Origin of the sequence: Pseudomonas sp. FP2300 (assembly GCF_030687595.1) — a bacterium.
GTDB classification, from domain to species: Bacteria; Pseudomonadota; Gammaproteobacteria; order Pseudomonadales; family Pseudomonadaceae; genus Aquipseudomonas; species Aquipseudomonas bijieensis.
Map to the genome: position 1 here is coordinate 5,074,609 of NZ_CP117440.1, position 21,429 is coordinate 5,096,037.

The 21,429-nt window shown below is 60.8% G+C and carries 18 protein-coding genes and 1 pseudogene; 13 read left to right on the top strand and 6 right to left on the bottom strand.

Annotated elements, in window-relative coordinates:
- Positions 1–220 precede the first annotated feature (220 nt).
- A complete protein-coding gene (gene gltA, locus PSH86_RS22395; protein ID WP_092224685.1) occupies positions 221–1,510 on the top strand; it encodes a citrate synthase in 1,290 nt (429 codons plus the stop codon).
- Between the two features lie 277 nt (positions 1,511–1,787).
- On the opposite strand, the gene PSH86_RS22400 is transcribed toward gltA, so the two are convergent.
- From PSH86_RS22400 to PSH86_RS22410, 3 genes are all read right to left on the bottom strand, one after another.
- Positions 1,788–3,446, bottom strand: coding sequence for a cation acetate symporter (locus PSH86_RS22400; protein WP_116833184.1), 1,659 nt, complete (start codon positions 3,444–3,446; stop codon positions 1,788–1,790).
- Positions 3,443–3,754 (bottom strand): DUF485 domain-containing protein, encoded by a 312-nt coding sequence (locus PSH86_RS22405; RefSeq protein ID WP_060741155.1) that lies wholly within the window; start codon positions 3,752–3,754, stop codon positions 3,443–3,445. The genes PSH86_RS22400 and PSH86_RS22405 overlap by 4 nt, the downstream gene beginning before the upstream one ends.
- A 318-nt stretch (positions 3,755–4,072) precedes the next feature.
- Positions 4,073–4,924, bottom strand: a complete 852-nt coding sequence (locus tag PSH86_RS22410; protein ID WP_109754464.1) for a glycine betaine ABC transporter substrate-binding protein — start codon at positions 4,922–4,924, stop codon at positions 4,073–4,075.
- A 426-nt stretch (positions 4,925–5,350) separates the two neighbouring features.
- Here PSH86_RS22410 and PSH86_RS22415 point away from each other — a divergent pair, with 426 nt between their 5' ends.
- Positions 5,351–6,649 (top strand): serine/threonine protein kinase, encoded by a 1,299-nt coding sequence (locus PSH86_RS22415; protein ID WP_109754465.1) that lies wholly within the window; start codon positions 5,351–5,353, stop codon positions 6,647–6,649.
- Positions 6,642–7,430 carry a VacJ family lipoprotein gene (locus tag PSH86_RS22420; protein WP_109754466.1) on the top strand — a complete coding sequence of 263 codons (789 nt, stop codon included), beginning with the start codon at positions 6,642–6,644 and terminating at the stop codon, positions 7,428–7,430. Before PSH86_RS22415 ends, PSH86_RS22420 begins: the two co-directional genes overlap by 8 nt.
- Before the next feature lie 132 nt (positions 7,431–7,562).
- Here the strand turns inward: PSH86_RS22420 and PSH86_RS22425 are convergent, their stop codons facing one another.
- Positions 7,563–8,477 carry a DUF808 domain-containing protein gene (locus tag PSH86_RS22425; protein ID WP_163857297.1) on the bottom strand — a complete coding sequence of 305 codons (915 nt, stop codon included), beginning with the start codon at positions 8,475–8,477 and terminating at the stop codon, positions 7,563–7,565.
- Between the two features lie 131 nt (positions 8,478–8,608).
- Between PSH86_RS22425 and PSH86_RS22430 the strand changes: the two genes are divergently transcribed.
- A complete protein-coding gene (locus tag PSH86_RS22430; protein WP_305485005.1) occupies positions 8,609–9,217 on the top strand; it encodes a TetR/AcrR family transcriptional regulator in 609 nt (202 codons plus the stop codon).
- 133 nt (positions 9,218–9,350) lie between these two features.
- Here the strand turns inward: PSH86_RS22430 and PSH86_RS22435 are convergent.
- Together PSH86_RS22435 and PSH86_RS22440 are read right to left on the bottom strand one after the other, a co-directional pair.
- Positions 9,351–9,611 (bottom strand): annotated as a pseudogene (locus PSH86_RS22435) (transposase); the annotation flags it as partial.
- Between the two features lie 123 nt (positions 9,612–9,734).
- The gene (locus PSH86_RS22440; RefSeq protein WP_109754468.1) at positions 9,735–10,175 is read right to left on the bottom strand and encodes a heme-binding protein; all 441 of its coding nucleotides are present in this window, start codon (positions 10,173–10,175) and stop codon (positions 9,735–9,737) included.
- A 267-nt stretch (positions 10,176–10,442) separates the two neighbouring features.
- On the opposite strand from PSH86_RS22440, the gene gcl reads away from it, so the two are divergent.
- The 9 genes from gcl (at position 10,443) to PSH86_RS22485 (ending at position 21,387) form a co-directional block, all read left to right on the top strand.
- Positions 10,443–12,218 carry a glyoxylate carboligase gene (gene gcl / locus PSH86_RS22445; protein ID WP_212801291.1) on the top strand — a complete coding sequence of 592 codons (1,776 nt, stop codon included), beginning with the start codon at positions 10,443–10,445 and terminating at the stop codon, positions 12,216–12,218.
- 129 nt (positions 12,219–12,347) lie between these two features.
- Positions 12,348–13,121, top strand: coding sequence for a hydroxypyruvate isomerase (gene hyi / locus PSH86_RS22450; RefSeq protein ID WP_305485010.1), 774 nt, complete (start codon positions 12,348–12,350; stop codon positions 13,119–13,121).
- 138 nt (positions 13,122–13,259) lie between these two features.
- The gene (locus PSH86_RS22455) at positions 13,260–14,150 is read left to right on the top strand and encodes a 2-hydroxy-3-oxopropionate reductase (protein WP_109754471.1); all 891 of its coding nucleotides are present in this window, start codon (positions 13,260–13,262) and stop codon (positions 14,148–14,150) included.
- A gap of 148 nt (positions 14,151–14,298) precedes the next feature.
- Positions 14,299–15,579, top strand: a complete 1,281-nt coding sequence (locus tag PSH86_RS22460) for a glycerate kinase (protein ID WP_305485015.1) — start codon at positions 14,299–14,301, stop codon at positions 15,577–15,579.
- A complete protein-coding gene (gene pyk / locus PSH86_RS22465; RefSeq protein ID WP_305485018.1) occupies positions 15,569–16,984 on the top strand; it encodes a pyruvate kinase in 1,416 nt (471 codons plus the stop codon). Before PSH86_RS22460 ends, pyk begins: the two co-directional genes overlap by 11 nt.
- 126 nt (positions 16,985–17,110) lie before the next feature.
- Positions 17,111–18,010 (top strand): urea transporter, encoded by a 900-nt coding sequence (locus PSH86_RS22470; protein WP_305485021.1) that lies wholly within the window; start codon positions 17,111–17,113, stop codon positions 18,008–18,010.
- A 20-nt stretch (positions 18,011–18,030) separates the two neighbouring features.
- Positions 18,031–18,855 (top strand): ion transporter, encoded by an 825-nt coding sequence (locus PSH86_RS22475; protein ID WP_109754475.1) that lies wholly within the window; start codon positions 18,031–18,033, stop codon positions 18,853–18,855.
- A 94-nt stretch (positions 18,856–18,949) separates the two neighbouring features.
- Complete coding sequence (locus PSH86_RS22480; RefSeq protein ID WP_109754476.1) at positions 18,950–19,948, top strand: sulfate ABC transporter substrate-binding protein; 999 nt, start codon at positions 18,950–18,952, stop codon at positions 19,946–19,948.
- Between the two features lie 251 nt (positions 19,949–20,199).
- Positions 20,200–21,387 carry an MFS transporter gene (locus tag PSH86_RS22485; RefSeq protein WP_109754477.1) on the top strand — a complete coding sequence of 396 codons (1,188 nt, stop codon included), beginning with the start codon at positions 20,200–20,202 and terminating at the stop codon, positions 21,385–21,387.
- The last annotated feature ends 42 nt before the right edge of the window (positions 21,388–21,429 follow it).

Genomic DNA, 21,429 nt, shown 5'->3' on the forward strand with positions numbered 1-21,429 from the left:
AGTTAGGCTACTAATGACAACGCGTTCACCTTCCCCTAATAGCGCATTGCACATATGCGGCAAAAGGCGTAAACGGCAGGCAATTTCGCGGAAAAAGTCCGGTTAAAGCCTTCTGGAGCAAGACTTTAGGCAAATTGACATTCGGATTTATCTCACTATAGTGGTGCGGGCCCTGCGTGGGGGGTCTGTCTGATGATTTCAAGCATTAATAGGAGGCCACATGGCTGACAAAAAAGCGCAGTTGATCATCGAGGGCGCAGCCCCCGTCGAGCTGCCCATTTTAACCGGCACCGTTGGTCCCGATGTAATCGACGTACGGGGCCTGACGGCCACGGGCCGTTTCACCTTTGACCCAGGTTTCATGTCGACCGCCTCGTGCGAGTCGAAAATCACCTACATCGACGGCGACAACGGCATCCTGCTGCACCGCGGCTACCCGATCGAGCAACTGGCTGAAAAATCGGACTACCTGGAAACCTGCTACCTGCTGCTCAACGGCGAGCTGCCAACCGCAGAGCAAAAGGCCCAGTTCGTCAGCACCGTGAAGAACCACACCATGGTTCACGAGCAGTTGAAGACCTTCTTCAACGGCTTCCGTCGCGATGCCCACCCGATGGCCGTCATGTGCGGCGTTGTCGGCGCCCTCTCGGCCTTCTACCACGACTCCCTGGACATCAATAACCCCCAGCATCGCGAAATCTCCGCGATCCGCCTGGTGGCGAAGATGCCAACCCTGGCAGCCATGGTCTACAAGTACTCCATGGGCCAACCCATGATGTACCCGCGCAACGACCTGACCTATGCAGAGAACTTCCTGCATATGATGTTCAACACCCCGTGCGAGATCAAACCGATCAGCCCGGTACTCGCCAAGGCCATGGACCGGATCTTCATCCTCCATGCCGACCACGAGCAGAACGCCTCCACGTCCACCGTGCGCCTGGCCGGCTCCTCGGGTGCCAACCCGTTCGCCTGTATCGCCGCCGGTATCGCCGCACTCTGGGGCCCTGCCCACGGCGGTGCCAACGAAGCGGTACTGACCATGCTCGATGAAATCGGCGATGTCTCGAACATCGACAAGTTCATCGCCAAGGCCAAGGACAAGAACGATCCGTTCAAGCTGATGGGCTTCGGTCACCGGGTCTACAAGAACCGCGACCCGCGCGCCACCGTCATGAAGCAGACCTGCGACGAAGTGCTCAAGGAACTGGGGATCACCAACGATCCGCAACTCGAACTGGCCATGCGCCTGGAAGAGATCGCCCTGACCGACCCGTACTTCATCGAGCGCTCGCTGTACCCGAACGTCGACTTCTACTCGGGGATCATCCTCAAGGCGATCGGCATTCCAACCAGCATGTTCACCGTGATCTTCGCCCTGGCGCGGACCGTGGGCTGGATCTCCCACTGGAAGGAAATGCTCTCCAGCCCGTACAAGATCGGCCGCCCACGCCAGTTGTACACCGGCTACGAGTCGCGTGACATCACCAAGCTGGAAGACCGCAAGTAAGACCTGCCTTGCAATAAGGTCCCAAGCTGCACCAAAACAGCCCCTGCTTCTTATATAAGAGCAGGGGCTGTTTTGTTTGTGCCCTCCTTATCTGATCCAGAATCTGCTGTGACAGACCCGGCGCATCGCGAGCAGGCTCGCTCCCACACTGGAATGCACTCCCCTTGTGGGAGCGAGCCTGCTCGCGATGGCGTCATCACTCACACCACTGTTATCGCACACAAAAAAATACCCCAGCCTCTCGACCGGGGTATTTCTTCAAGCACTTACCACTACATCAATGGTTAACCGCCCCGCTCGCCCCCAAACCAGTCTGCGAACGCACGAACTGCGGGAAGAACAGCGCCCGCTCGTTTGCGCCTTCAGCCGATTTGTCGGTGATGGAGAAGAACCAGATGCCGACGAAGGCAATCGCCATGGAGAACAGCGCCGGGTATTCATACGGGAAGATCGCCTTCTCGTGACCCATGATCTGCACCCAGATGGTCGGACCGAGCACCATCAGGCCCACGGCACTGACCAGGCCCAGCCAGCCACCAATCATGGCGCCACGGGTGGTCAGTTTCTTCCAGTACATCGAAAGCAGCAGTACCGGGAAGTTGCAGCTCGCCGCGATGGAGAACGCCAGGCCCACCATGAACGCGATGTTCTGCTTCTCGAACAGGATACCCAGGCCGATCGCCAGCACCGCCAGGGCGATGGTGGTGATTTTCGACACACGAATCTCTTCTTTCTCGTTGGCCTTGCCTTTCTTGATCACGCTGGCATACAGGTCATGGGACACCGCCGAGGCACCGGCCAGGGTCAGGCCTGCTACCACCGCCAGGATGGTGGCGAACGCTACGGCCGAAATGAAGCCCAGGAAGATACTGCCGCCCACGGCGTTGGCCAGGTGCACCGCCGCCATGTTATTACCACCGAGCAAGGCACCTGCCGCGTCCTTGAAGGCCGGGTTGGTGCTGACCAGCAGGATCGCGCCGAAGCCGATGATGAAGGTCAGGATGTAGAAGTAGCCGATGAAACCAGTGGCATACAGTACGCTCTTGCGCGCTTCCTTGGCATCGCTCACGGTGAAGAAGCGCATCAGGATGTGTGGCAGGCCGGCGGTACCGAACATCAGTGCCAGGCCCAGGGAGAAGGCCGAGATCGGATCCTTCACCAAACCGCCAGGGCTCATGATCGCCTCGCCTTTAGGGTGCACCTTGACCGCTTCGGCAAACAGCATGTTGAAGTCGAAGTTGACGTGCTTCATGACCATCAACGCCATGAACGAAGCACCCGACAGCAACAGCACCGCCTTGATGATCTGTACCCAGGTGGTGGCCAGCATGCCGCCGAACAGCACGTAGAGGCACATCAGGACACCCACCAGGATCACCGCGACGTGGTAGTCCAGGCCGAACAGCAGCTGGATCAGCTTGCCGGCACCGACCATTTGCGCGATCAGGTAGAACGCCACCACCACCAGCGAGCCGCAGGCGGACAGACTGCGGATCTGGGTTTGCCCCAGGCGATAGGACGCCACATCGGCAAAGGTGTACTTGCCCAGGTTACGCAGGCGCTCGGCGATCAGGAACAGAATGATCGGCCAGCCCACCAAAAAGCCGATGGAGTAGATCAGGCCATCGTAGCCAGAGGTAAACACCAGGGCGGAAATACCCAGGAAGGACGCTGCCGACATGTAGTCGCCCGCGATTGCCAGGCCGTTCTGGAAGCCGGTGATCTTGCCGCCGGCCGCATAGTAGTCGGCCGCCGAGTTGTTTTTCTTGGATGCCCAGTAGGTGATGTATAAAGTCGCGCCGACGAAGGCCACGAACATCAGGATAGCCGCGACGTTGAGGGGTTGTTTCTGCACGGCACCGGTCAGGGCTTCAGCCGCCCAGGCGCCCGGAGCGAACGCTGCGATGCTCAATAGAGCCAGTAGACGCCGGATCATTGCTGAGCCTCCTTGAGAATCGCATTGTTCAGGTCGTCGAACTCGCCGTTGGCGCGCCGCACGTAAATACCGGTCAGGATGAAGGCCGAGACAATCAGACCGACACCGATGGGAATGCCCCAGGTAATGGTGGACTCAGGCGTGATCTTGGCCCCGAGAATGTGTGGCCCGTAGGCGATCAGAAGAATGAAGCCGGAATACAGCCCAAGCATGATCGCCGAGAGAATCCAGGCGAACTTTTCCCTTTTTCTCACCAGCTCCTTGAAGCGCGGGCTGTTTTGAATCGAGAGGTAAATGCTGTCGTTCATTGTTTTTATCCTCGCAGCACAGATTTAATTGGAACGACTCTACTCTATGCGGCTCAAGGCGAGGTTCCAGACGACCTTAGTATTAGAACGACATGACGGTTTTGCCAGTTTTCCGCAAACTTTAGCTACGCCCTCCTCAAGTGGGAGCGAGCCTGCTCGCGATTGCAGTAGCACATTCAGCATAGATGCAAGCAGATGCACCGCTATCGCGAGCAGGCTCGCTCCCACAAGGGATTTGCATGCACTTGAGAATTTCGGGCACAAAAAAACCGCATGACACACGCTCATGCGGTTTTCGGAACAGTCAGACCAGGTCGATTACTTGATCCACTCCGCCACGCGATCCGGGTGCTTGGCGACCCAGTCCTTGGCAGCGGCTTCCGGCTTGGCGCCTTCCTGGATCGCCAGCATGACTTCGCCGATCTCGTCTTTCGACGCCCACTGGAATTTCTTCAGGAACGCAGCCACTTCCGGGGCCTTGGTGTCCAGCTCCTTGCTGCCGATGCTGTTTACAGTCTCAGCCGCGCCGTAGACGCCTTTCGGGTCTTCCAGGAAGCGCAGTTTCCACTTGGCGAACATCCAGTGCGGCACCCAACCGGTGACGGCGATGGATTCGTTTTTCTTCTCGGCACGGGTCAGCTCGGCGATCATGCCGGCGCCGGAACTGGCCTTGAGTTGATAACCGGTCAGGTCGTAATCCTTGATCGCCTGTTCGGTCTTGAGCATCACGCCTGAACCGGCGTCGATGCCGACGATGCGCTTCTTGAAGGAATCGTCGGTCTTGAGATCCTCGAGCGACTTGGCCTTGACGTACTCCGGCACGATCAGGCCGATTTTCGCGTCCTTGAAGTTGGGGCCGTAATCGACCACGTTGTCTTTGTTCTTGGTCCAATAGTCGCCGTGAGTCACCGGCAGCCAGGCCGAGAGCATCGCGTCGAGCTTGCCGGTGGCCACGCCTTGCCACATGATCCCGGTCGCGACCGCTTGCAGTTTCACGTCATAACCAAGTTTCTGCTTGATCACTTCGGCGGCCACGTGGGTGGTCGCGACGCTGTCGGACCAGCCGTCAACGTAACCGATGCTCAGGGTTTTGGTTTCGGCGCTGGCCAGGGTGGAGCTGATCGCCAGTACCAGTGCGGCACCTGCGCCCAAGAGTCGTCGCATCTTCATCGTTACTTCCCCGAAAGTGCTGCGCCCGGCGGATGCCGAGCGACGTCAACGTATTGTTATGGTGCTCAGCGCCCCCATCACGCTCACCTGCAAACCGGCCCGCACGCCAGTGGAGTACTGACTCGTTGATCATCAACCTGCGCCGATCCGGAACCTGCTCTGCCTGCGACGTCGAAGCAACGAGAAACGACATCAGAACGCCATCCCCCCTTTGTTCCAGGCATTAGCACCAGCGCCACACGAAAGATTTTGCGGTCAAATCCGGCAAACGCCAGATAACTAGCCGCCACCACGCCCGACCGTGTATCGTCCCGCTACTATCGCACCCCGTCCGCGCCTGTTTTGTGCCCGTCATGGCACTTGGCTCTGCTTCGGTGGTCATAGCCTGCGAACCTCATTCGGCACCTTCCTCTAAGGGATTCAGTCATGCTCCGTTCCTTGCGCTTCGCTGCCCTTCTCGGCGGCCTTATCCTGAGTGCGTCCGCGCTGGCGGCAGATATTGACGCCGCCAGCTATGGCTACCCCTTGACCAACCCGTTCGAGGCGACCATCGCCACCACGCCGCCGGACCTGCGTCCGGAGCTGCCGCTGATCGAAGACATCAACCAGGCCGACCACAGCCTGACCCTGCGCCCGGAACGCGAGTTCATCCTGCCGGACAACTTCTGGCCGGTGAAAAGCCTCACCTACCGCATGGCCACCCAGGACAAGCCCGCGCCGCTGATTTTCCTGATCGCCGGCACCGGTGCGCGCTTTGACAGTAGCATCAATGAATACCTCAAGCGCCTCTACTACAAGGCCGGCTACCACGTCGTGCAGTTGTCATCGCCCACCAGCTTCGACTTCATGAGTGCCGCTTCGCGCTTCGCCACGCCAGGCATTTCCAAGGAAGACGCCGAGGACATGTACCGGGTGATGCAAGCCGTGCGCGCGCAAAACCCCAAGCTGCCCGTGACCGAGTATTACCTCACCGGCTACAGCCTCGGCGGCCTGGATGCGGCCTTCGTCGCCCACCTGGACGAAACCCGGCGCAGCTTCAATTTCAAGAAAGTGCTGTTGCTCAACCCACCGGTGAACCTCTACACCTCGATCACCAACCTGGACAAACTGGTCCAGACCGAGGTCAAGGGCATCAACAGCACCACGACCTTCTATGAACTGGTGCTGAACAAGCTGACCCGCTACTTCCAGCAAAAGGGCTACATCGACCTCAACGACGCCCTGCTTTATGACTTCCAGCAGTCCAAGCAGCACCTGAGCAACGAACAGATGGCGATGTTGATTGGCACCTCGTTCCGTTTCTCGGCGGCCGACATCGCGTTCACCTCGGACCTGATCAATCGTCGCGGCCTGATCATCCCGCCCAAGTTCCCGATTACCGAAAGCACCAGCCTGACGCCGTTCCTCAAGCGCGCGCTGCAATGCGATTTCGACTGTTACCTCACCGAGCAGGTGATCCCCATGTGGCGCGCGCGCACCGACGGCGGCAGCCTGCTGCAACTGGTCGACCAGGTCAGCCTGTACGCGCTGAAGGATTACCTGCACGACAGCCCGAAGATTTCCGTCATGCACAATGCCGACGACGTCATTCTTGGCCCGGGCGACCTGGGCTTCCTACGCAAGACCTTTGGCGATCGCCTGACGGTTTATCCACTGGGCGGCCACTGCGGCAACCTTAACTACCGCGTCAACAGCGACGCCATGCTGGAGTTTTTCCGTGGCTAAATACCTGCTGCTTATCGCCGCGTTAATGAGTGCGGGCATGGTCCATGCCGACAACAGCAAGGCCAATGCGCCTGTGGTGGTGGATTCGGACGGTTTCAAGGAACCGCTGACCAAGCTCAAGTTCAACCCGGGACTGGACCAGCGCGAGTTCGAGCGCTCCACGCTCAACGCCCTGAACGTCTATGACCCGCTGGAGTCCTGGAACCGTCGGGTCTATCACTTCAACTACCGCTTCGACCAGTGGGTATTCCTGCCCGTGGTCGACGGCTACCGCTACGTCACGCCCAGCTTCGTGCGCACCGGGGTGAGCAACTTCTTCAATAACCTGGGGGACGTGCCGAACCTGATGAACAGCCTGCTGCAATTCAAGGGCAAGCGTTCGATGGAAACCACCGCGCGACTGTTGCTCAACACCACCGTCGGCATTGCCGGCCTGTGGGACCCGGCCACCGCCATGGGCCTGCCGCGCCAGAGCGAAGACTTCGGCCAGACCCTGGGCTTCTACGGTGTGCCCGGCGGCGCGTACTTCGTGCTGCCGATCTTCGGCCCTTCGAACCTGCGCGACACCTCAGGCCTGCTGGTGGACTATACGGCTGAATCTGCGATCAACTTCCTGAACGTCTCCGAAGTCAGCGGCAACCACCCGGAACTCCTGCTCCTGCGTGGCGTGGACAAGCGCTACCAGACCAGCTTCCGCTATGGGCAACTGAACTCGCCGTTCGAGTATGAAAAGGTGCGCTACGTGTACACCGAATCGCGCAAACTGCAGATTGCCGAATAACTTCTGGCTACCCCAAAACCCACTGTGGGAGCGAGCCTGCTCGCGATAGCGATCTGTCAGCCGACATGAAGCTGACTGTCAGGCCCTCATCGCGAGCAGGCTCGCTCCCACAATGGTTATGTATTGCCCGATTCAGCCTTTCAGCGCCTTCCAGACTTTGCCAACCGCCAGCACACCCACCAACACGGCTGCCCCCGCGACAATCCCCGCCACCGCATTCAATAACATCGGCACGATAAACCCGGCACCGCCGGCGCTGGCCGTCACGCCTTCGATCCAGTGATGCACCACCGGCACGCCATGGGTGAGGATGCCGCCGCCCACCAGGAACATCGCCGCAGTGCCGATCACCGACAGGCTTTTCATCATGTAGGGCGCGGCGCGCAGGATGGCGCCGCCGATGCTTTTGGCGACTTGTCCGGGCTTCTGCGTCAGCCAGAGCCCCAGGTCATCGAGCTTGACGATCCCGGCCACCAGGCCATAGACGCCAACGGTCATGACGATGGCGATGCCCGACAACACAACGACCTGCTGGGTCAGCGGCGCATTGGCGACAGTGCCAAGGGTGATGGCGATGATTTCCGCCGACAGAATGAAGTCGGTGCGTACCGCGCCTTTGATCTTGTCCTTTTCAAACGCCACCAGATCGACCGCCGGATCCGCCACCGCCTCGACCAGTTGCGCGTGTTCGGCCTGGTCTTCGGCCTTGCTGTGAAGGAACTTGTGGGCCAGTTTTTCGAAGCCTTCGAAACACAGGTAGGCGCCGCCCACCATCAACAGTGGCGTCACCAGCCAGGGCACGAAGGCGCTGATCGCCAGCGCCGACGGCACCAGGATCAACTTGTTGATGAACGATCCCTTGGCCACCGCCCACACAACCGGCAGTTCCCGCTCGGCACGCACACCAGAGACTTGCTGGGCATTGAGCGCCAGGTCATCGCCGAGTACCCCGGCGGTTTTCTTGGCGGCCATCTTGGTCATCAACGCTACGTCGTCGAGCACGGTGGCGATATCGTCGATCAGTACCAGCAAACTGCTTCCGGCCATGGAGGGGCTCCTTGAACAATAATGCTGCGCAGCATACCGCGAGCAGCGCCCCCATAGGGCATTCTTGAGCGCCGCGCGAGGCCGGTGCTACCATGCGCCACCGCCAGAATAGGCAAGGAACCCCTGGGTTTATGAGCACGATCCGCGAGCGCAACAAAGAATTGATCCTGCGTGCCGCCAGCGAAGAATTTGCCGACAAGGGCTTCGCCGCGACCAAGACCAGCGACATCGCGGCCAAGGCAGGCCTGCCCAAACCCAACGTCTACTACTACTTCAAATCCAAGGAAAACCTCTACCGCGAGGTCTTGGAAAGCATCATCGAGCCGATTCTCCAGGCTTCGACACCATTCAATGCCGACGGCGTGCCCGGTGAAGTGCTGAGCCATTACATCCGCTCCAAGATCCGCATCTCCCGCGACCTGCCCTTCGCCTCGAAAGTCTTCGCCAGCGAAATCATGCACGGCGCCCCGCACCTGAGCCACGACCTGGTGGAACAACTCAACGCCCAGGCCCGGCACAACATCGATTGCATCCAGACCTGGATCGACCGCGGCCAGATCGCCCCCATCGACCCCAACCACCTGATGTTCAGCATCTGGGCCGCCACCCAGACCTATGCCGATTTCGACTGGCAGATCAGCGCCGTGACCGGCAAGGCCAAGCTCGATGAAGCGGATTACGAAGCGGCGGCGCAGACGATTATCCGGTTGGTGTTGAAGGGGTGTGAGGTGGATCGCTAGGCTCAGGACCGAGTAGCCGCCATCGCGAGCAGGCTCGCTCCCACAGGGTTCTGCTGTGAATGTAGATTCTGCGAGCAACCTAAATCCCTTGTGGGAGCGAGCCTGCTCGCGATAGCGGTAACTCGATTTCATGTCAAAGCCAAATGGCATCCCACAGCGGATAATCGCCAAGTCGCTTCACCAGGCCAGCCCGCAATGGGTTAGCGACGACATAGCGAGCCATTATTATCAACTCGTCCTCCCGCCGCAGGGCCCGGTCATGAAATCCTTGCTGCCAAAGGCTGACTTTATTACCCAGGCGCAGATTTACAGCTTTGGTACTCAATGATTTGGTCCTTTGCATCAACTCACTCAAAGATCCCCTGCGCAATTCGATCAACCAATGGAAATGATCATGGCCATCGCGAGCAGGCTCGCTCCCACAGTGTGGATTTGCGGCGTTTGCAGAATCTGTGCCCAACTCCACCCTCTGTGGGAGCGAGCCTGCTCACGATAGCGAACGATCAACCACCGCAAATCAAATAGTAACCCCCACATCCGCCCTCAACAGCACCGCCTCCACGGCCCTGACCGCCACCTGCTCATCCACATCCGAAACATCCCCACTGACACCAATCGCCCCCAGCACCCTCCCATCCTGATCCCTGATCAACACCCCACCCGGGGCCGGTACGACGCTGCCCTGCCCCAACCCATTCAACGCGGCAAAGAACGCCGGGCGTTGCTGGGCGTCCTGGGCGAGCAGGCGCGAGCCTTTGCCCAGGGCGATGGCGCCCCAGGCCTTGCCGATGGCGATTTGTGGGCGCAGCAGGCTGGCGCCGTCTTCGCGTTGCAAGGCAACCAGGTGCCCGCCGCTGTCCAGGACCGCGACGGTCAAGGGTGCGGCGCTGATTTCACGACCCGCGGCAAGGGCCTGCCCCGCCAGGTTGACGGCAATTTCCAAGGTTAGAACGCTCATGGGTGCTGTCCTTCTTTTGTTATGGGAGAGCCTTGCTGGCTTCACTTTCAGCAAAACCGAACACAACAAATAGAACACAACTACACATATTTTTGTATACAATAATTTTCTTAATTTCCATCAAGTGATGAAATACCGCAGCAAAACCTAGGTTCAGACGAATGAAACAGGCGCTTGATGAAATGAATTGACCTGCGCCGTTTGCCATGAATACACTCTGCGCAAAGCCACTTGTATACAATTACAAAACGTAAGAGGCACAAAACCATGAGCAAAATGAGAGCAATCGAAGCCGCCGTCCTGGTGATGCGCCGTGAAGGCGTGGACACCGCCTTCGGCATCCCGGGTGCTGCAATCAACCCGCTGTACTCGGCCTTGCAGAAGGTGGGTGGCATCGATCACGTCCTCGCTCGCCACGTTGAAGGCGCCTCGCACATGGCCGAGGGTTACACCCGGACCAAGGCTGGCAACATCGGCGTATGCATTGGCACCTCGGGGCCGGCCGGCACCGACATGGTGACCGGGCTCTACAGCGCTTCGGCCGATTCGATCCCGATCCTGTGCATCACCGGGCAAGCACCCCGCGCCCGCATGCACAAGGAAGACTTCCAGGCCGTGGATATCACCAGCATCGTCAAGCCGGTGACCAAGTGGGCGACCACCGTGCTGGAGCCGGGCCAAGTGCCGTACGCGTTTCAGAAAGCCTTCTATGAAATGCGTTCCGGCCGGCCGGGCCCGGTGCTGATCGACCTGCCGTTCGATGTGCAGATGGCCGAGATCGAATTCGACATCGACGCCTACCAACCGCTGCCCCTGGCCAAACCCGCGGCCAACCGCGTGCAGATCGAGAAAGCCCTGGCGATGCTCAATCAGGCTGAGCGGCCATTGCTGGTGGCCGGCGGCGGCATCATCAATGCCGATGCCAGCGAGCTGCTGGTGGAGTTCGCCGAGCTGACCGGCATCCCCGTCATCCCTACCTTGATGGGCTGGGGCACCATTCCCGACGATCATCCGCAGATGGTCGGCATGGTCGGCCTGCAAACCTCCCACCGCTACGGCAACGCCACCTTGCTCAAATCGGACCTGGTGCTGGGCGTCGGCAACCGCTGGGCCAACCGTCATACCGGTTCGGTGGACGTCTACACCGAAGGCCGCACGTTCATTCACGTGGACATCGAGCCGACCCAGATCGGCCGCGTATTCACGCCCGACCTGGGCATCGTTTCCGACGCCGCCTCGGCCCTGACGGTGTTCATCGAAGTGGCCCGCGAGTGGCAAGCCGCCGGCAAACTGAAAAACCGCAGCGCCTGGCTGCAAGACTGCCAGCAACGCAAGGCCAGCCTGCAGCGCAAGACCCACTTCGACAACGTGCCGGTCAAGCCACAGCGTGTGTATGAAGAAATGAACCAGGTGTTCGGCAAGGACACCTGCTACGTCAGCACCATCGGCCTGTCACAGATCGCCGGGGCGCAATTCCTCCATGTCTATAAGCCACGGCACTGGATCAACTGCGGCCAGGCCGGCCCGTTGGGCTGGACCATTCCGGCCGCGCTGGGGGTGGTCAAGGCCGACCCCAGTCGCAAGGTCGTCGCGCTGTCGGGTGACTATGATTTCCAGTTCATGATCGAAGAGCTGGCGGTGGGAGCGCAGTTCAAGCTGCCTTACATCCACGTCGTGGTAAATAACTCCTACCTGGGCCTGATTCGCCAGGCCCAACGCGGGTTCGACATGGACTACTGTGTGCAACTGTCCTTCGACAACCTCAACGCCCCGGAACTCAACGGCTATGGCGTGGACCACATCGCCGTGGCCGAAGGCCTGGGGTGCAAGGCGCTGCGGGTGTTCGAACCGGCCGGTATCCAACCGGCCCTGCGCCAGGCCCAGGCGATGATCGAGGAGTTCAAGGTGCCGGTGATCGTCGAGATCATCCTGGAGCGGGTCACCAATATTTCCATGGGCACCGAGATCAACGCTGTCAATGAGTTTGAAGACTTGGCGCTAGTGGGCAACGATGCACCGACAGCCATTTCGTTGCTCGATTGACATACCAGTGTGGGAGCGGGCTTGCTCGCGAAGACGGTTTCAGATCCAACAAAGATGTCGGCTGACACACCGCTTTCGCGAGCAAGCCCGCTCCCACAGGGACCTACAAATATTTGCCGGAGACCTACCATGCCGCGTTTCGCCGCCAACCTGTCCATGCTGTTCACCGAGCAGGATTTCCTCGCCCGTTTCGAAGCCGCCGCCAAGGCCGGTTTCACGGGCGTCGAATACCTGTTCCCTTACGACTACAGCTCGGCCGAACTCAAGGCCTTGCTCGATGCCAACGGCCTGGCCCAAGTACTGTTCAACCTGCCAGCCGGCGACTGGGCCAAGGGCGAGCGCGGCATCGCCTGCCTGCCGGACCGGGTCGAGGAATTCCGCGCCGGTGTCGACCTGGCGATTGCCTACGCCCAGGTGCTGGGCAACACCCAAGTCAACTGCTTGTCGGGAATTCGTCCGCAGAACTGCTCTGAAACCCTGGTGGAGAAAACCTTCGTCGCCAACTTGAAGTACGCCGCCGAGAAGCTGCAAGCCAAAGGCATCAAGCTGGTAATGGAAGCCATCAACACCCGCGACATTCCCGGCTTCTATCTGAACAACACCGCCCAGGCCCTGGCGATTCGCGAGCAAGTGGGCAGCGCCAACCTGTTCCTGCAATACGACATCTACCACATGCAGATTATGGAAGGTGACCTGGCCCGGACCCTGTCGGCGCACCTGGGCGAGATCAACCATGTGCAACTGGCGGACAACCCGGGCCGCAACGAGCCGGGTACGGGGGAAATCAACTACCGCTTCCTGTTCGAACACCTGGACCGCATCGGCTACCAGGGTTGGGTCGGCTGCGAATACAAGCCGCTGACCAGCACCGAAGCGGGATTGGGCTGGTTGAAAACCTTGTGAGAGCGAGCCTGCTCGCGATAGCGGTAGTCCAGCCAGCATCTTTGTTGAATGTAGAACCGCCATCGCGAGCAGGCTCGCTCCCACAAAAAAACTGTCTCCCATTTGCTTGAAGCAATACAAAAACAAGAGGATTTCCCCATGGCTAAAATCGGATTCATCGGCACCGGCATCATGGGCCACCCCATGGCCTTGAACCTGCAAAAGGCCGGGCACAGCCTGTTCCTGTCCCAGCACCACGACGCGGCCCCGGCCGATCTGCTGGCCGGCGGCGCGGTGGCGTTGGCCAACCCGAAGGAAGTGGCCCAGGAAGCCGAGTTCATCATCGTCATGGTCCCGGACACCCCGCAGGTCGATGACGTGCTGTTCCGCGCCGATGGCGTGGCGGCTGGCGTGGGAGCGGGCAAGATCGTGATCGACATGAGTTCGATCTCCCCCACCGCCACCAAGGCATTCGCGGCGAAGATCAATGAAAAAGGCGCCCAGTACCTCGACGCCCCGGTGTCCGGCGGTGAAGTCGGGGCCAAGGCTGCGACCCTGAGCATCATGGTCGGTGGCGACAGCGCCGCTTTCGAGCGCGCCCTGCCGCTGTTCCAGGCCATGGGCAAGAACATCACCCTGGTGGGCGGTAACGGCGACGGCCAGACCGCCAAAGTGGCGAATCAGATCATCGTCGCCCTGAACATCCAGGCCGTGGCCGAAGCCCTGTTGTTCGCCGCGAAAAACGGCGCCGACCCCGCCAAGGTCCGTGAAGCCCTGATGGGCGGCTTCGCTTCGTCGAAGATCCTCGAAGTGCATGGCGAGCGCATGATCAAGGGTACCTTCGACCCGGGCTTCCGCATCAGCCTGCACCAGAAGGACCTGAACCTGGCCCTGCAAGGCGCCAGGGAACTGAACATCAACCTGCCCAACACCGCCAATGCCCAGCAAGTGTTCAGCACCTGCGCGGCCATCGGTGGCAGCAACTGGGATCACTCGGCGTTGATCAAGGGGCTGGAACATATGGCCAGTTTCTCCATTCGCGATAACTGACATACCCCATAACCCTGTGGGAGCGAGCCTGCTCGCGATAGCGGACTTTCAGTCGACATCGATGTTGGATGTCAGATCCTCATCGCGAGCAGGCTCGCTCCCACAGGTCATGCGTCACTCAGCCAATAATAAGAATCGGGAGCCCGCCATGTCGGTCGATCCGCAACAATTGCTGCGCGAGCTGTTTGCCACAGCCATCGACGCGGCCCATCCGCAGCACGTCCTTGAACGCTATCTGCCAACCGATCGCAGCGGTCGGGTGATCGTCATCGGCGCCGGCAAGGCGGCCGCCGCCATGGCCCAAGTGGTCGAGCGCTGCTGGCAGGGCGAAGTCTCTGGCCTGGTGGTAACCCGCTACGGCCATGGCGCGCCCTGCCAGAAAATCGAAGTCGTGGAGGCCGCCCACCCGGTGCCTGATGCCGCTGGCCTGGCCGTGGCCCAGCGGGTACTGGACATGGTGAGCAACCTCAGCGAAAACGATCGCGTCATCTTCCTGCTGTCTGGCGGCGGTTCTGCCCTGCTCGCCTTGCCCGCCGAAGGCATCACCCTGGCCGACAAACAATCGATCAATAAAGCCTTGCTCAAGTCCGGTGCGACCATCGGCGAGATGAATTGCGTGCGCAAGCATCTCTCGGCGATCAAGGGCGGACGCCTGGGCAAGGCTTGCTGGCCGGCGACGGTCTACACCTACGCAATCTCCGACGTACCAGGGGACCTCGCCACGGTCATCGCCTCCGGCCCCACCGTGGCCGATCCGAGCACATCGGCCGAAGCCCTGGCGATCCTCAAGCGCTACCACATCGATGTGCCGGCCTCGGTGCGCCACTGGTTGCAAAGCCCCGAATCGGAAACCGTCAAGCCCGGCGACCCAAGCCTGGCCCGCAGCCACTTCCAATTGATCGCCCGTCCCCAGCAATCGCTGGGAGCGGCGGCGGTAAAGGCGCGCCAGGCTGGTTTCAGCCCATTGATCCTCGGCGACCTGGAAGGTGAATCCCGGGAAGTGGCGAAAGTCCACGCTGGCATCGCCCGGCAGATCGCCTTGCATGGCCAGCCACTGGCGGCGCCGTGCGTGATCCTTTCCGGTGGCGAAACCACCGTCACCGTGCGCGGCAATGGCCGTGGCGGACGCAACGCCGAATTCCTGCTGAGCCTGACCGACAGCCTCAAGGGCCACCCTGGCATCTACGCGCTGGCCGGAGACACGGACGGCATCGACGGTTCCGAAGACAACGCCGGCGCCCTCATGACCCCGGACAGCTATCGCCGCGCCGCCGAACTGGGCCTGAGCGCCAGCGACGAGTTGGATAACAACAATGGCTACGGCTACTTCGCCGCCCTGGATGGGTTGATCGTCACCGAGCCGACCCGCACCAACGTCAACGACTTTCGCGCCATCCTGATCCTCGAGGAGCCCAACCATGACGCCTGATAAAAAGGTCAAGATCCTCGCGACCCTCGGCCCCGCCACCCGTGGCATCGATGACATCCGCGAGCTGGTACAGGCTGGCGTGAACATCTTCCGTCTGAACTTCAGCCACGGCGAGCATACCGACCACGCCCAGCGCTACCAGTGGATTCGTGACGTCGAGCAGCAGCTCAATTACCCGCTGGGTATCCTCATGGACCTGCAAGGCCCGAAGCTGCGGGTTGGCCGATTCGCCGACGGCAAGGTCCTGCTGCAACGCGGCCAGGCCCTGCGCCTGGACCTGGACCCGACGCCCGGTGATCAACACCGGGTCAACCTGCCTCACCCGGAAATCATCGCGGCCCTGGAGCCCGGCATGGACCTGCTGCTGGACGACGGTAAGTTGCGCCTGCGCGTGACTGCCAGGCACGCCGACGCCATCGATACCGAAGTGCTCAATGGCGGTGAGTTGTCCGACCGCAAAGGTGTGAACGTGCCCCAGGCCGTGCTCGACCTGAGCCCGCTGACGGCCAAGGACCGGCGTGACTTGAATTTCGGTCTGGAACTGGGCGTGGACTGGGTAGCGCTGTCGTTCGTGCAGCGCCCCGAGGACATCCGCGAAGCCCGGGCGCTGATCGGCGACAAGGCGTTCCTGATGGCGAAGATCGAGAAGCCATCGGCGGTGACCCAACTGCGGGAAATCGCCGAATTGAGCGACGCAATCATGGTGGCTCGCGGAGACTTGGGCGTCGAGGTGCCGGCCGAGAGCGTGCCGCAGATCCAGAAGAACATCATCGGCACCTGTCGCGCCCTCGGCAAACCGGTAGTGGTGGCGACCCAGATGCTCGAATCGATGCGTTTCTCCCCGGCACCGACCCGTGCGGAAGTCACCGACGTAGCCAACGCCGTGGCCGAAGGGGCCGATGCGGTGATGCTATCGGCGGAAACCGCTTCAGGCGATTACCCACTCGAAGCCGTGCAGATGATGAGCAAGATCATCCGCCAGGTGGAAAGCGGTCCCGACTACCAGTCTCAACTGGACGTCAGCCGGCCAAAAGCCGAAGCCACGGTGTCGGATGCCATCAGCTGCGCGATCCGGCGCATCAGCAGCATCCTGCCGGTGGCGGTGCTGGTGAACTACAGCGAATCGGGCAGCTCCAGTTTGCGAGCGGCGCGGGAACGGCCGACGGTGCCGATCCTCAACCTCACGCCGAACCTGCTGGCCGCCCGCCGCCTGACCGTGGCCTGGGGCGTGCACTCGGTGGTCAATGATCGGCTGCGGCAGGTCGATGAGGTGTGTTCCACCGCTCTGGAAATTGCCCAGGCCCAGGGCATGGCCCAGCGTGGCGATACCTTGCTGATCACCGCAGGCGTTCCGTTCGGGCAGCCGGGGTCGACCAATTCGTTGCGCATTGAGACGTTGCTCTAGCGCCTGTACTGGCCACATCGCGAGCAGGCTCGCTCCCACAGGAGGTTTTGTGATCGCCGCAAATCCCGTGCGTGGGAGCGAGCCTGCTCGCGATGAGGGCAACTCGGTCCATCAGACATATCCGCCATGCCCCATACCCACTGCCCCGACTGGGCCACCGCCCTGCTCAACGGTTTCAGCCAGATCTTCCTCCAGCGCCATCCGCTGTGCGGCCTGCTGTGCCTGCTGGCGATTCTGCTCACTGCACCCGCCCTGGTCGGTGGCGCGTTGCTGGGTGGGGTGGCCGGGTTGCTCACGGCCCAGCGACGCGGTTACGCCAAGGCTGACCGGCAAGCCGGCCTGTTCAGCTACAACGGCATCCTGCTGGGCTTGTTGCTGAGTCTTGTATTGCCCTGGTCCGTGCTGTTACCACCGCTGATCATTGCCGCAGGCGGTCTCGGCACAATGCTGACCCAGCAATGGCTCAAGCGCACCCGAGGCCCTCAGTGCCTGCCCGCCTACACCGCGCCCTTTGTAGGGTTGGCTTGGCTGCTGATGGGCTTCACCCTGCCGCCGTCCCCCGGCACCTCGATTGAAATGACGATACCCAACCTGCTGGCCGCTCATTTGAGCGGGCTGGGCCAAGTCATGTTTCTCGGCCACCCTGCCGCCGGTGCGCTGATTGTTGTGGGCCTGCTACTGGCCGACCGTCGCGCCGCCGGTTGGGCATTGTTCGGTTCCGCCGCCGGCCTTGCCTGCGCATTGTTACAGCATGAGAACCCAACCGCCCTTTCCGGCCTGGGCGGTTACAACCCGGCGTTGGTGGCGCTGGCCCTCAGCCAACAACGCCGCCCATGGCTGCCGCTGATGGGCATCCTCCTGGCGGTTTTGCTCACGCCAGGCTTTATCGCCCTCGGTCTGCCGCCCCTGACCGCACCGTTCATCCTCGCCTGCTGGTTGATCCAGGCCACCGGCCGAGCGTGGCGCCAGGCCAGCCTCGACAGCGCGCCTTGCGCTCTGCGGGGCAATCGCCCTAGGCTTCGCTGATTCCGATTCAGGCGAAGATTATGCAAAGCAGCGACAACTGGCGTGAACGCCTCTACGTGATCATCTTCCAGACCGACACCGTGGCCGGCCGACGCTTCGACAGCACCCTGCTGTTGATCATCCTCGCCAGCCTGGTGATCGTGATGCTCGACAGCATCGACAGCGTGCACAAAAACTATGCGGCCCTGCTGGCCGGTATCGAGTGGGGCTTCACCTTCATCTTCATCGTCGAATATGGCCTGCGCCTGTACTGCTCGCCCAAGCCGTTGCGCTATGCCTTCAGTTTCTACGGCCTGGTGGATCTGCTGGCGATCGTGCCGGGGATCCTGGCGCTGTACTACAGCGATGCCCAATACCTGCTGATCATTCGGATCATCCGCATGCTGCGGATTTTCCGCGTGCTCAAGCTCAGTCCTTACCTCAAGCAAGCCAACTACCTGATGGCGGCGCTGCGGGGCAGCAAACAGAAAATCATTGTATTCCTGGTCAGCGTCTCGACCCTGGTGACCGTCTTCGGCACGCTGATGTATGTGATCGAAGGCCCTGAGCACGGTTTCACCAGCATTCCCAAGGGCATCTATTGGGCTATCGTGACACTGACCACGGTGGGCTTCGGCGATATCGTGCCCAAGACGCCACTGGGCCAGGTGGTGTCATCCCTGGTGATGATCACCGGTTACTCGATCATCGCCGTGCCTACGGGTATTTTCACGGCAGAGCTGGCCACGGCCATGCGCGGTGACCAGCTCAAGCACGATTGCCCGGTGTGCAGCAAAAACAACCACGAACACGGTGCCGCTTTCTGCTCCCGCTGTGGCAATGCGTTGTTTAAGAAATTGGAATAAGCAAAGCACTTTTTAATGCTTGATGGCCTATTAGCTTGCCGCTAGTGTGCTGGCTAATTGCCCGGAACCCCTTTCAAATAAAAAGGAATTCGCAGTGAAGAACTTCTTTGGCGCCTCCCTTCTCGCCGCTGGCCTGGCCTTTGGCAACCTGGCTCACGCCGCCCCGACCCTGCTCAACGTTTCCTACGACGTGATGCGTGATTTCTACAAGGACTACAACACCGCCTTCCAGAAACATTGGCAAGCCGAGCACAACGAAAACATCACCGTGCAGATGTCATTCGGCGGTTCCAGCAAGCAGGCGCGCTCGGTGATCGACGGGCTGCCGGCGGACGTCATCACCATGAACATGGCCACCGACATCAACGCCCTGGCGGACAACGGCAAACTGGTGCCCGAAAACTGGGTCACCCGCTTGCCGAACAACAGTGCCCCGTTCACTTCGGCCACCGTATTCATCGTGCGCAAAGGCAACCCGAAAGCGCTGAAAGATTGGCCTGACCTGCTCAAGGACGGTGTGCAGGTGATCGTGCCCAACCCGAAAACCTCCGGCAACGGTCGCTACACCTACCTGTCGGCCTGGGGCTACGTGCTCAAGAATGGCGGTGACGAGAACAAGGCCAAGGCCTTCGTCGGTAAGCTGTTCAAGCAGGCGCCGGTGCTCGACACCGGCGGTCGCGCCGCCACCACCACCTTCATGACCAACCAGATCGGCGATGTGCTGGTGACCTTTGAAAACGAAGCCGAGATGATCGCCCGCGAATTTGGCCGCGATCAGTTCGAAGTCATCTATCCGAGCGTTTCTGCCGAAGCCGAGCCACCGGTGAGCGTGGTCGATAAAGTGGTCGAGAAGAAAGGTTCTCGCGAGGCCGCCGAGGCCTACCTCAAGTACCTGTGGTCGCCCGAAGGCCAGGAAATCGCCGCCGCCAACTACCTGCGTCCACGGGACCCGGCGGTACTGGCCAAGTACACCGACCGTTTCCCGAAAGTGGACTTCCTGTCCGTGGAAAAAACCTTCGGCGACTGGCGCACGGTGCAGAAGACTCACTTCAATGACGGTGGGATTTTCGACCAGATCTACAGCGGGCAGTGAGGCACTGATCGCATAGGGTTGCCAGAGAGCTTTTGTGGCGAGGGAGCTTGCTCCCGCTGGGTGGCGAAGCCGCCCTGAAAAACGATGAGCGCTTCGCACTCAAGCGGGAGCAAGCTCCCTCGCCACATAAAGCACTCATCACAGCAACCATCATCAACCACAGGCATGTCTGATATCAGCCACAAAGCGCTGTTCCAGAGCGGCACAACTCTTTAGCCTCACGCCATCTTTCCTGTTCTGACGAGATTGCCATGAGTGCCCACCCCGCCACCCTGACCCGAGGCATGGTCCTGCTGTTCGCCTTCTGCTGCGGAGCCATCGTCGCCAACATCTACTACGCCCAACCGATCATCGAACTGATCGCGCCGGATGTCGGCCTGAGCAGCACCATGGCCAGCCTGATCGTCTCGTTGACCCAGATCGGTTATGCCTTGGGCCTGTTTTTCCTGGTGCCGCTGGGGGACTTGCTGGAGAACCGCCGGCTGATGATCCTCACCACGCTGGTGGCGATTGCCAGCCTGTTGGGGGCGGCGTTCACTGACCAGCCGAATGTATTCTTGCTGGTCTCCCTGCTGGTGGGGTTCAGTTCAGTGTCGGTGCAAGTCCTGATTCCGTTGGCCGCGCACCTGGCGCCGGAAGAATCCCGGGGCCGGGTCGTCGGTGGGATCATGGGCGGCCTGCTGCTGGGGATCCTGTTGGCGCGGCCGATCTCCAGCGTCGTGGCCGATCACTTCGGCTGGCGGACCATGTTCATCATCGCCGCCGCGTTGATGGCCGCGATCAGCATCGTCCTGGCACTGACCGTGCCCAAGCGCCAACCCGACCATAGCGCCACTTATGGCCAACTGCTGGGCTCGCTCGGCACCCTGCTACGCCAACAACCGTTGTTGCGGCAACGGGCTTTCTACCAAGCCTGCATGTTCGCCACGTTCAGCCTATTCTGGACCGCCGTGCCGCTGGAACTGTCACGCGTCCATGGCCTGTCCCAGACTGAAATCGCCCTGTTCGCCCTGGTCGGTGCCATAGGCGCCATCGCCGCGCCCATCGCCGGTCGCCTGGCGGATGCCGGCCATACCCGCATTGCCTCGCTACTGGCGATGCTGTTCGCTAGCCTGAGCTTCCTGCCAGCATTCATCCATCCGCTCTACAGCGTGATTGGCCTGGCGGTGACCGGGGTGGTCCTGGATTTTTGTGTGCAGATGAACATGGTCCTGGGCCAGCGCACCATCTACGCACTCGATGCCAAGAGCCGCAGCCGCCTGAATGCGCTGTACATGACCAGTATCTTCGTCGGTGGCGCCTTCGGCTCATCGATTGCCAGTGCGGTGTACGAACACGGCGGCTGGTTGTGGGTGGTGATCGTCGGCAGCGCCTTCCCGCTGTTGGCCTTGCTACGTTTCTTGAGCGCCTCGCAGAAACCTTCCCTGGCAACGGCCTGAATACCCACGCATAAAAAATGCCCGGTCGTTCGAAGCGACCGG